This is a genomic window from Mesorhizobium sp. M0898 (assembly GCF_040319695.1).
Classification (GTDB): domain Bacteria; phylum Pseudomonadota; class Alphaproteobacteria; order Rhizobiales; family Rhizobiaceae; genus Mesorhizobium.
Genome location: NZ_JAMYOE010000050.1, coordinates 21,739 through 32,612 on the forward strand (window position 1 = coordinate 21,739; position 10,874 = coordinate 32,612).

Below are 10,874 nucleotides of genomic sequence, written 5' to 3' on the forward strand. Positions count from 1 at the left end.
CCGTTCCTTCGAAGATTGCGATTTGAGCGATTGGAGAGCCTAATGGCGGTCGTGGAAGACAAGGCTATATCTCCGGGCGAACTGAAGGCGACCGACCGCTTCGGCATGACGTCGAAGCGGGCCGCCGGCGCCGACGAGCGGCTGGCCAGCACCGGCAAGCTGACCCAGTGGCTGCGCCGGCCGGAAGCCGGTGCCGCCGGTGGGCTGCTTGCGACGATCATCATCTTTGCGCTGCTGCCGGGCGCGGCAAACCTCTATTCGCTGCAGGGATCGATGACCTTCCTGACGCTGTCGGCGGAGCTCGGCATCGTCGCCACCGCGGCAGCACTCCTCATCATCGCCGGCGAGTTCGATCTTTCGGTCGGCTCCATGGTCGGCTTTGCCGGTGTCGTCATCGGGCTGACGGTGAAGTACTGGGGCCTGCCGCTATGGGGCGGCATCGCCTGTGCCTTCGCCGTTGCCATCCTCACCGGCTATCTCAACGGCCTGATCGTGGTGAAGACGCGCCTGCCCTCCTTCATCGTCACGCTCGCCACCCTCTATATCCTGCGCGGATTGTCGATCGGCATCACCCGCGCCGTCACCGGCCGCACCCAGATCCCCTACATCCTCGAAGGCGCACCGGATCCGGCGACGGCCGGCATTTTCAACGGCCATCTGCTCACCGGCCTGTTCCACTGGATGGGCGCGCAAGGCTGGATCGCCACCCGCAGCGACGGCATACCGTTCGTCGCCGGCATTCCGATGTCGATCGTCTGGTGGCTCGGCCTGACGGCGCTGGCCGGCTACGTGCTCACCCAGACGAAATACGGCAACTGGATCTTCGCCACCGGCGGCGACCTGATCGCAGCCCGCAACGTCGGCGTGCCGGTCGATCGCGTCAAGATCAGCCTGTTCGTCTACACCGCCTGCGCGGCGACGCTGCTTGCCACCATCCAGGTGATGGAGGCGGGCTCCGCCGACACCACGCGCGGCCTGCTCAAGGAATTCGAGGCGATCATCGCCGCCGTCATCGGCGGCGTGCTGCTCACCGGCGGCTACGGCACCGTCTATGGCGTGCTGTTCGGCGCGCTGATCTTCGGGCTGGTGCAGATGGGCATCTTCTACACTGGCATCGACACCGACTGGTTCAAGGTCTTCCTCGGCATCGTCATCCTGATGGCCGTGCTGGTCAACAACTACATCAGGCTGAAGGCGCTCGGCCGCGGAGGTGGCAAATGACCGAGCCGGCCCAAATGACCGAACCGGCCCAAATGACCGAACCAGCAATGGAACTGCGCGGCGTCAGCGTCAATTTCGGCTCGGTGCGCGCGCTCCAGGACATCGACATCAAGGTCTATCCGGGCGAGGTCCACTGCCTGCTCGGCGACAACGGCGCCGGCAAGTCGACGCTGATCAAGGTTTTGTCCGGCGTCTATCGGCCGAGCAAGGGCGAAATCCTGGTCGACGGCAAGCCGGTCACCTTCCGCAGCCCGCGCGACGCGCAGGAGCTCGGTGTGGCAACGGTGTTCCAGGACCTCGGCATGATCTCGCTGATGTCGATCACCCGTAACTTCTTCCTCGGCCGCGAGCCAACCAAAAGCAGCCTGCCCTTCTCGCGCATCGACAAAGAGCGCGCCAACACCATCGCCAGGCAGGCGATGGCCGATATCGGCATCGACGTGCGCGATCCGACGCAGGCCGTCGGCACGCTGTCGGGCGGCGAGCGCCAGTCGGTGGCGATCGCCCGCGCCGTGCATTTTGGCGCGCGCGTGCTGATTCTCGACGAGCCGACGTCCGCACTCGGCGTCCACCAGGCGGCGATGGTGCTGAAGTTCATCATCGAAGCACGCATGCGGGGTTTGGCCGTGATCTTCATCAGCCACAACATCCACCATGCCTATCCGGTCGGCGACACCTTCACGCTGCTCAACCGCGGCCGCAATCGCGGCACCTACGCCAAGTCCGAGATTTCGCGCGACGAGGTCATCTCGATCATGTCGGGCGGCGAGGATCTGAAAGCGGTCGAGGCGGAGATTGCCGGCCTGCTCGCCCAGATCGGCAACCGGCCGCCTGCGGCGCCTTGAGCTGACAATCGGACATTGCGGGGAATGATCCAATGAGCAGGATACGCGTCGGGGTCGTCGGCGCCGGCATGATCTCGCAGGTCGAGCACATCCCCAATCTGCTGCGCCTCGGTGAATTGTTCGAGCTGGTCGGCGTCGCCGATCCCTCCAGGATTTCGCGGCAGTTCGTCACCGACACCCATGGCATTGCCAATTTCGAAACGATCGACCAGCTCTTCGACCAGCGCCTCGACGCGGTGGTGATCGGCTCGCCGGACCCGCTGCATCACGAACAGGTGCTGGCGGCGCTGGCGGTTGGCCTGCATGTCTTTTGCGAAAAGCCGCTCTGCTATTCGCTGGCGGAAATCCTGGAGATCGTTGCCGCGCGCGATGCCGCCAGGAAAATCGTTCAGGTCGGCTATATGAAGCGCTTCGATCCGAATTACCGGCTGGCGCTCGCTTCGCTGCCTGGAACATCGAGCAGGCTGCGCGCGGTCTCGGTGGAGGTAAACGATCCCGACGCCTGGCCGTTCATCGCCCATCAGCCCTACAGGCGCGGTACCGATATCCCAAAAGACATGGTCGCCACTGTCGCCGCCAAGCAGAAGCGCCAGGTCGAAGAGGCCGTCGGCGTGCATCTGACCGATCTCGCTTTCCGTGGATTTACCGGCGCTTACAGCTCGGCCTTGATTCACGATGTCAATGCCGTCCATGGCCTGCTCGATGCGCTCGGCGTGCCGGACGGCGAGGTCGTCGGCGCGCAGATCTTTGCCAATGGCGACGGCGGCCACGGCGCCGTCAGGCTGCTGGACGGGCAGGCACTGTGGACCATGACGCATCTCACCGTGCCCAAGCTCGCCGACTACAAGGAGCGGATCACGCTGTTCTTCGACGATGCCAGCCTCGAGCTCGAATTCCCCTCGCCCTGGCTCAACCATCATCCGACCCGGCTGACGGTGACGACCTCGGACGGTCACACGCTGTCGAAGAAAGATTTGCGGGCCGGTTACGCCGAAGCCTTCGTCGAGGAGATGCGTGGCTTCTGGGCGGCGATCGTCAATGGCGATGCCGTCGTCAACCCGCCCGAACACGCCGCCCGCGACCAGGCGCTGCTGATCGGGCTGACCCGGCGGCATCTGGCCTCATAAGATCGTCGGCTTTCAGATCTTGGCGGCGCGCAGTTCATCACGCATGCCGCGCATGCCGATCACTTCGATGTCGAACTCGCTGATCCACGCCTTGACGCGCGCCGTCTTGAACAACGCGTATTCCTCGGTCCGCAGATGGGCATCCGGAGGATTGATCGCCTCGAAATCGCCTACCGTGTTGAAATGCAGCGACAGGAAACTCAACCCCTCCGGGATTCTGGCAAACATCGCGTGGTAGGCCGTCTGCGCATCCGTCTTGCGCGCCCAAGGCGTTTCCAGAACGATGTCGAACACCGGTTCGCCTGCCGCTTGCGCCTTTACGATTTCGGCATCGTAGCGGGCAATGTCCAGCTCACCGGCATAGCTCGCCGGGTTGTAGCCCGACAGGTCCTTCACCAGCAGCGCCGGCAGCCGGTATTCCCGGCCGAGCTTGCGATAGATGGCGATGAATTCCGGCATCTGCGCCGTGCCCATGTGAGCGTCGAGATGGGTGATGTCGATGCCGGCAGCGATGGCGCATTCGATCTGCGCACGCAGTTCCGCTTCCACCGCATCGGGATGGGCTTTGCGCGCCTGCGGTACGGTCGGCCAGAAATAGCCGAACTCGTCAGTCATCGCAGCCGATTTGGGCGGGTTGGTCAGCGGACGCCAGCGATACGGCTTCTGCTCGCTGGTCAGCGTCAAGTGCACGCCGAGGTCGAAATCGGGATTGGCGACGGCGATCTGAGCGGCTTCCGGGAACCACGGGCATGGCGCCATCACCGAACCGGAACTGCATGTGCCGAACTTCGACAGTTCGAAAAACGCGACATTTGCGCCATGGCTCATGCCGACGTCGTCCTCGTGGATGACGACACGCTTCCTTGCGGTCTTTACGGTCATTTCCTGCTCCTGAACTGCTGCATTGTCATCTCACCCGACACGGGCAACGAGGTCGGTCAATTCGTCGAGCTCGATCTCGTCACGCCGGAACCGGCCCGCCACGCGCCCCTGCGCCAGAACCACCAGATCGTCGGCCACCGAGAGCGCGTGACGGAAATTGTGGGTGATCAGGATGACCGCCTGGCCCTGCTCGCGTGCCCTGAGAATGTGCTCGAGCACCCGGCCTGCCTGACGCACGGCCAGAGCCGACGTAGGCTCATCCAGCACAAGCAGCGACGATCCGAAGAACATGGCTCTTGCGATTGCCAGGGACTGGCGTTCGCCGCCGGAGATGTTGACGCCGCGTTCGTCCAGGCCGCGTTCCCAGCGCACCCCGAGCTGATGCAGCGCCGAGCGCGCCATGTCGTCGGCGCGTTTCATGTCGAGCCATTTGAACGGTCCGAAACCTTTCAGCGGTTCGCGGCCGAGCACGACATTGCGTGTGACCGACAGCAATTCGCAGACGGCAAGGTCCTGGAACACCGTGGCAATGCCGCGTTCGCGCGCCTGAGCCGGGTTGGCGAAAGCCACCTTCTCGCCGTTGAAGCGCAATTCTCCCCTGTCCGGCGGAAAGACGCCGGACAGGATCTTGATCAAGGTCGATTTGCCGGCGCCGTTGTCGCCGAGCAGCGCCAGGATGCGTCCGGCATAGGCGCTTAGCGACACGTCGACCAGCGCGGTGGTGGCGCCGAACCCTTTCGACAGGTTGACAGCCTCGATCACCGGCACCGCGCCGGCAGCGACCGGCTCGACCGGAGGGCGGCGAAGGGTCAGGTCGTCGGAGCCGCTGCCGGCCGGCAGCCGGGCCCCGCGCTGGGCATCCAGGCCAGACGGCTCGCTCATCGCGTCTTCTCCTTCGCCGCCGTTGCGGCGTTGCCGGCAATCGCCGCGTCGGCAGCACTGCTGTCGCGCTTGAAGCCGCCCATCGGCCTGGATTTGGCGATGCGGCGCGCCACCGAGGTATTGAGGATGACCGCGCCGACGACAATGATGCCGGTGAGCGTGCGGAAGAAATGGCCGGGAGCGCCTGCCAGCACCAGGCCGACCTGGATCATGCCGAAGGTGACGGCTCCGAGAATGGTGCCGATGACGCTGCCGTAGCCGCCGGCCAGCAGCGTCCCGCCGATAACGGTAACGGCTACCGCCTGCAGTTCGATGCCCTCGCCGCGCAATGCGTCGACGGAGGAAAAGCGGGCAACCTGGATGACGCCGGCGATGGCTGCCAGCGCGGATGTGATCATGAACAGGATGACGGTGACGCGGTCCACCGGTACGCCGAGATTGCGCGCCGCCTGTTCGTTCTGGCCACGTGCCTGGATCCAGTTGCCGAACCTGGTGCGCGCCAGCAGGAAGGTGCCTGCCAGCCCGATTGCCAGGAACCACAGCATCGACATACGAAAGCCGGCAAGCAGCGGACCCGCCATTATGGCCTTGAATCCAGGCGGAATGGCGACCGTCATCGGAAAGCCGCCGGTCAGCGCGATCAGTATGCCGCGCCAGATCAGCATGGTGCCGAGCGTCACGACGAAGGAATGGATGCGGAACCTGACCACGATCATGCCGTTGGCCCAGCCAAGCGCGGCTCCGACGGCCACCGCGACCGGCGCGGCGACGATCGGTGGCAGGCCGAAGTCGCGCATCAGCACCACGCAGACGAACGAGGTGAGTCCGAGCACCGCGCCCACCGACAAGTCGAAGTGACCGCCGATCATCAGCAGCGTGACGCCGACGCTGACGATACCGAGTTCGGCCGCGACGGCCATGATGCTGATGTAGGACAGCCTGGTGGGGAAAAGCTGCGGGCTGAGCGCGGTGAAGACCAGGAACAGGATGACGACGGCCGCGATCGACGTCGCCTCCGGCCGCAGCATCAGCCGTCTCAGCGCCTCGCCGGCGACCACACGGGAGGAAGGCTTGTTGGCCGCATTCGGCCCGGGCTGTTCGTTCATGCCGTCACCCCGATACAAGAGTGGCCACGAAGATGGCGAACGGGCGGCTTGGCCGCCCGTCCTGGACGCGTGCTAGGTTTTTGCTGTCGTCCAAAAACCACTGATGGACTTTTGGGCGGCGTGCATCAGCGATAGCCCTCCTTCACCAATGCCGAGACGCGCTCCACATTGTCCTTGTCGACGACCGTCGGACCGGTCAGGAAGTAGTTACCTTCGATCAGGCCGTATTTCAGGTAGTGGGTCAGGAGCAGCACAGGCATGTAGCCGCGCCAGAACTGCTGCTGGTCGATGGTGAACGCCTGCCGGCCATCCTTTATCGCATCGAGCGATTGCGCGACGATGTCGTAGCCGGTGAGCACCAGGTCGTCCCGGCCGCTATCTGCCTTGGCGGAGAGGAAACCATCGATCACGTCGCATGTGCTCGTGGCTGCGGCCGTATCGGGGTGCACGCGCAGGTAATTTGACAGCGCTTCCGCCTGCTGGCCCGGATCCATGGTCAGTTCGAGGAAGTCGGCCTCGATGCCGGCCTTCTTGAGCTCATCGATCTGCGACGTCGCCCTGAGCTGGCAGCTCGCGTCGCCCGGCTGTTGATTGGCGACCACGACGCGGCCCTTGACGCCCATCGAGACCAGTCGCTGCGCCGTCAACTTGCCCGCCGCCGCTTCATCAGATCCGGTGCGGAACAGGAAGAAATCGTTGGGATCGCGCACTTGCGAGCCGGACGGCGGCGCGGCGGCGCTGCCGAAGGCAATGCCGGCTTCCTTGGCGCGCGCGGCGACATCGGCATAGGACGAATCCTCGGCGAAGGCGCAGATGGCGATGCCGTTGGCCTGGGCGGCGATCGCCTCCTCGATCTTCTGCACCTGGTTTGGAATGGTAAGCTGATCCGGGAAAATATAGGTGACCTTCACGCCGAGGTTTTTGCCGGCCTCCTCGGCGCCGCGTGCCAGATAGCCATGAAAGCCCGTCGGTGCGGCACAGCCGACAAAATAGATCGAGATATCCTTGTCCTGCGCCATGGCCGCCGCGCCGAAGACCGGCAGCAAGGCCACCGCCGAAATGGCGACAACCCGGCTGACGTGGAAGCCAATTTTCGATAGCCCATTTTTCATGCTCATGCCGATTTCCCCTATGCTTGTTGTTAAGGTCGACCCAAGCGACTTGCGCATCTGGAAGCTAATCGGCAGCCGGTTCGTCAAACAGACCCATTTCGTATCGATTGACGGGAACCATTCGTGCCGAAACCTCGCCGGCAAACATTGGTCAAGCGCGCACCATCGGCGGCCGCACCGACACAATCCGACTGTTTGAATGTGTGGCGGCCGTTACCTGGACTTGATGACGCTGTCGGTATTGGCCAGCAGCTTGCGCACCGCATTGCGCGCCGCGTCCGGCCGCTGCAGGCGGATGCTCTTCTCGATTGCCTCATGCAGCCTCTGCGCATGCTGCAAATCGTCGAGTTCCCGCGTGGTATAAGCAAACAGATGATCGAATGCCGATTCGATCAGCACGCCGAGCGGCACCAGCAGATCGTTGCCCGAGGCGCGCAGGATGGCGAGGTGAAACCGCGTGTCGGCGCGCGTCCGCTCCTGCAGGTTGGTCGCCTCGCCCATCTCGCGGCAGGCCTGGCTGATCTCGGCCATCTGCTCGTCGGTGCGCCGCATCGCGGCAAAAGCGCTTGCCTCCGGCTCGATGATGTGGCGGAATTCCTGCACGGTTCTGAGGAACACCTCGCGGTCCGGCGAGGTCGCGTACCAGGCCAGCACGTCGCGATCGAGCAGGTTCCAGCGTTCCTTCGGCTCGACCCAGCTGCCGATTTTGGGACGTGACGACAGCAGGCTCTTCGCCATCAGCATTTTTATGGCCTCGCGCACCGCCGAGCGGCTGACGTCGAAGGTCTCGGACCATTTGGCCTCATTGGGCAGGATGGTTCCCGGCGGATAATCGCCGCGCACGATCCTCAGCCCGATTTCGTTGGCGAGCGAGGCATGCACGCTCGAGCCCGGCATGCGCGCCGCATCGGCCCGGCGGATACCGCTCGTGCGTTCGGCGAACGCCTCGGCCGCTGTCTTTCCCTTATTCGGCTTCGCGTCCTGCATGGCTCCACAAAGTCCGGATTTGGAGGCGTGTCAAGGAGATGAAATCGACGGCAATATCTCAGCTTGATTTTCCGCCTTCGTCCCCTCGCCGACACCGCGCTTTGCCAAGCGTTCACGCCGGGGAGGCACGAACGGCTTCTCTTTGTCCCGGCTGAATTCCTCGATCAGGAAATCAAGGAAGACGCGGATTTTCGGGGCAAGATGCTGCCGTGCCGGATAGACCGCGTAGAGCGTGGTTTCGACCTTGTCCCAGTCATCCAGAGCCGATTGCAGCCGGCCTGCTTTCAGGTCGCTCTCGACATAGGGATAAGGGATCAGGCTGACGCCGAAGCCGGCACGCAGCGCATCGCGCACGGCAAGGCTCGACGAGACCGTATATCGTCCGTCGATGGCGATCCGCTCGACGCGGCCGTCCTTGCGGAATTCCCATATGTCCGCATGCCCCGAGAGGCTGAACCGGATGCAATTGGCCGCCTTCAAATCGGCAGGCGTTTTGGGCCGGCCATGCTCCTCAAAGTAGGACGGAGCTGCGCAAAGCACGTGCGGCATGACCGCAAGCTTTCTGGCGACCAGGCTGGAATCCTCGAGATTGTCGCTGCCGCGAATGGCAAGGTCAAATCCCTCCCGCACGATATCGACGCGCCTGTCGTCAAGGTGCAGATCGAGCTTCAAATCGGGATAGCGCGATAGAAACGCGGGGATGGCAGCCGAAAGCCGCGTCAACGTGACAGTCATCGGCGCGCTGACCCGCAACGTGCCGCTCGGCGCCGTCTTGATCGGGCCGAGCACCTGGTCGGCCCTGGCCAGCGCATCGAGCCCCTGCGTGACATGCTCCAGGTAGATCCTGCCCTCTTCGGTCAGCGCCATGCGCCGCGTTGTCCGGTTGATGAGCCGCACCCCCAGATGCGCCTCCAGCTCGGCGATGTTCTTGCTGATAGCGGGAGGCGAGAGACCGAGCCGCCGTCCGGCTTCGGCAAAGCTGTTCAGTTCCGCCACCTGGCGGAAAACCTGCAACGCCGTCAGGCGATCCATCGCACCATTCTCTTCCAGTAAATAATGTCTTCCAATTGTTGCATATTATCGCTTCTTGGTAAATTCTCTATCTGCTTCCCGAACGACTTTCTCAGTTTCGGAATGACATGATGACCAACCCCGCAATTTTCCTTATCGAGCGCCGCATGTCGGCCAATCGGTTCGATGCCTCGCACGAATTGACGGATGCCGAGATCGAGGAACTGGCACGTCTCGCAACGCGCGCGCCAAGCGCCTACAACCTTCAGAATTGGCGGTTCATCGCGGTGCGGACGCCGGAAGCAAAGGCACGATTGCGCAGCCTCGCCCATGGCCAGGCCAAGGTGCAGGACGCCGCCGTCACCTTCATAATCTGCGGCGTACTGCCCGACCACGCTGCCCTCAATGCCAGGCTGCGTCCTTTCGTCGAAGCCGGCTTCATGCCGGTGGATATGGCTTCGGGCTGGCGGGAGGGCGGCCGCGCCCAATATGCCGATCCTCTAGCGGCCCGCGACGAAGCGGTGCGCTCGGCAACGCTTGGCGCCGCAACGCTGATTTTCGCGGCCGAAGCGCTGGGGCTCGTCTCCGGTCCGATGGCAGGCTTCGATGCCGAAGGCGTGGCCCGCGAGTTTGGCCTTGCGCGCAATGAAATGCCGGTGATGCTCATCGCGGTCGGCCGCGCCGCGCCCGGCAACTGGCCGCAAAAGCCGCGCCGCCCTCTTGCCGAAGTTCTGGAAATCTTATGAAGACGCACCGTTCCGATCTGCTGCTTACAGCCATCGCACCCGCGATATGGGGCAGCACCTATATCGTCACCACGCAGTTCCTGCCGAACTTCTCGCCGATGACGGTCGCAATGCTGCGAGCCCTGCCCGCCGGATTGCTGCTGCTGGCGATCGTTCGGCAACTGCCGATGGGCATCTGGTGGCTGCGCAGTTTCGTCCTCGGAGCCCTCAACATCTCGATCTTCCTGAGCATGTTGTTTGTCGCCGCCTACCGGCTTCCGGGCGGGGTCGCGGCGACCGTGCTGTCGGTCCAGCCATTGATTGTGATTTTCCTCGCTGCTGCCCTGCTTGCCAGCCCTGTCCGCCGGTTGGCGATCCTCGCCGCCCTTGTCGGGATCGCCGGTGTTGCATTGCTGGTGCTGACCCCGAACGCGACGCTCGATGCGGTCGGCGTTGCCGCCGGCCTCGCCGGGGCGGCCTCAATGGCCTTCGGAAGCGTGTTGAGCCGCAAGTGGCAGCCGCCAGCATCGCTGCTCGCCTTTACGGCATGGCAACTGACCGCCGGTGGTCTCCTTCTCGTTCCGGTGGTCCTGCTTTTCGAACCACCCATCCCGTTCCCGACCGCGGCCAACCTGCTTGGACTGGTGTGGCTCGGCCTGATCGGTGCGGCGCTGACTTATGTCCTCTGGTTCCGGGGCATTGCGCGACTCGAATCTTCGGTGGTGTCATCGCTGCTTTTCCTCAGCCCGGTGACCGCCGTGCTGCTTGGATGGGTATTCCTGGATCAGACACTGACCTTGCCTCAAATCGCCGGCGTCGTTTTCGTCATCGGCAGCATCTGGCTGGCTCAACGGCCTAGTCGCAACGAGGCTTGAGCCCGGTGGTAGTGGGTCAGTCGTCTAATCGCGGACCGAAATGCAAGCCCAAATTTGTATTGAGGTGTCGTTTGCCGGGAGCACGGTCGTCTTCGCGGTCG

The 10,874-nt window shown here is 63.7% G+C and carries 11 protein-coding genes; 5 read left to right on the forward strand and 6 right to left on the reverse strand.

All coding sequences use genetic code 11. The annotated features are described in order from the left end of the window. Positions 1 to 105: 105 nt before the first annotated feature. Genes NKH90_RS29985 through NKH90_RS29995 form a run of 3 tightly spaced genes read left to right on the forward strand, consistent with a single transcriptional unit; the run spans position 106 to position 3,193 of the window. Complete coding sequence (locus NKH90_RS29985; RefSeq protein ID WP_352456268.1) at positions 106 to 1,221, forward strand: ABC transporter permease; 1,116 nt, start codon at positions 106 to 108, stop codon at positions 1,219 to 1,221. Positions 1,222 to 1,253: 32 nt separating this feature from the next. Continuing rightward, a complete protein-coding gene (locus tag NKH90_RS29990; protein ID WP_023675815.1) occupies positions 1,254 to 2,066 on the forward strand; it encodes an ATP-binding cassette domain-containing protein in 813 nt (270 codons plus the stop codon). Between the two features lie 32 nt (positions 2,067 to 2,098). Further along, positions 2,099 to 3,193 carry a Gfo/Idh/MocA family protein gene (locus tag NKH90_RS29995; protein ID WP_352822727.1) on the forward strand — a complete coding sequence of 365 codons (1,095 nt, stop codon included), beginning with the start codon at positions 2,099 to 2,101 and terminating at the stop codon, positions 3,191 to 3,193. Positions 3,194 to 3,205: 12 nt separating this feature from the next. Here the strand turns inward: NKH90_RS29995 and NKH90_RS30000 are convergent, their stop codons facing one another. The 6 genes from NKH90_RS30000 to NKH90_RS30025 form a co-directional block, all read right to left on the reverse strand. Continuing rightward, positions 3,206 to 4,075, reverse strand: a complete 870-nt coding sequence (locus NKH90_RS30000) for a polysaccharide deacetylase family protein (RefSeq protein WP_352503161.1) — start codon at positions 4,073 to 4,075, stop codon at positions 3,206 to 3,208. 30 nt (positions 4,076 to 4,105) lie between these two features. Next, positions 4,106 to 4,957 carry an ATP-binding cassette domain-containing protein gene (locus NKH90_RS30005; protein ID WP_352542457.1) on the reverse strand — a complete coding sequence of 284 codons (852 nt, stop codon included), beginning with the start codon at positions 4,955 to 4,957 and terminating at the stop codon, positions 4,106 to 4,108. After that, a complete protein-coding gene (locus NKH90_RS30010) occupies positions 4,954 to 6,063 on the reverse strand; it encodes an ABC transporter permease (RefSeq protein WP_352822731.1) in 1,110 nt (369 codons plus the stop codon). The genes NKH90_RS30005 and NKH90_RS30010 overlap by 4 nt, the downstream gene beginning before the upstream one ends. A gap of 125 nt (positions 6,064 to 6,188) precedes the next feature. Next, entirely contained in the window at positions 6,189 to 7,181 is a 993-nt protein-coding gene (locus NKH90_RS30015) for a substrate-binding domain-containing protein (RefSeq protein ID WP_352542459.1), read from the reverse strand. A 207-nt stretch (positions 7,182 to 7,388) separates the two neighbouring features. Then, positions 7,389 to 8,162 carry a FadR/GntR family transcriptional regulator gene (locus NKH90_RS30020; protein ID WP_352453268.1) on the reverse strand — a complete coding sequence of 258 codons (774 nt, stop codon included), beginning with the start codon at positions 8,160 to 8,162 and terminating at the stop codon, positions 7,389 to 7,391. A gap of 30 nt (positions 8,163 to 8,192) precedes the next feature. Beyond that, positions 8,193 to 9,194, reverse strand: coding sequence for a LysR family transcriptional regulator (locus tag NKH90_RS30025; RefSeq protein WP_352822735.1), 1,002 nt, complete (start codon positions 9,192 to 9,194; stop codon positions 8,193 to 8,195). 110 nt (positions 9,195 to 9,304) lie between these two features. On the opposite strand from NKH90_RS30025, the gene NKH90_RS30030 reads away from it, so the two are divergent. Beyond that, positions 9,305 to 9,919 (forward strand): nitroreductase family protein, encoded by a 615-nt coding sequence (locus NKH90_RS30030; protein ID WP_352822737.1) that lies wholly within the window; start codon positions 9,305 to 9,307, stop codon positions 9,917 to 9,919. Beyond that, the gene (locus NKH90_RS30035; RefSeq protein ID WP_352822739.1) at positions 9,916 to 10,773 is read left to right on the forward strand and encodes an EamA family transporter; all 858 of its coding nucleotides are present in this window, start codon (positions 9,916 to 9,918) and stop codon (positions 10,771 to 10,773) included. The genes NKH90_RS30030 and NKH90_RS30035 overlap by 4 nt, the downstream gene beginning before the upstream one ends. Positions 10,774 to 10,874: the final 101 nt, after the last annotated feature.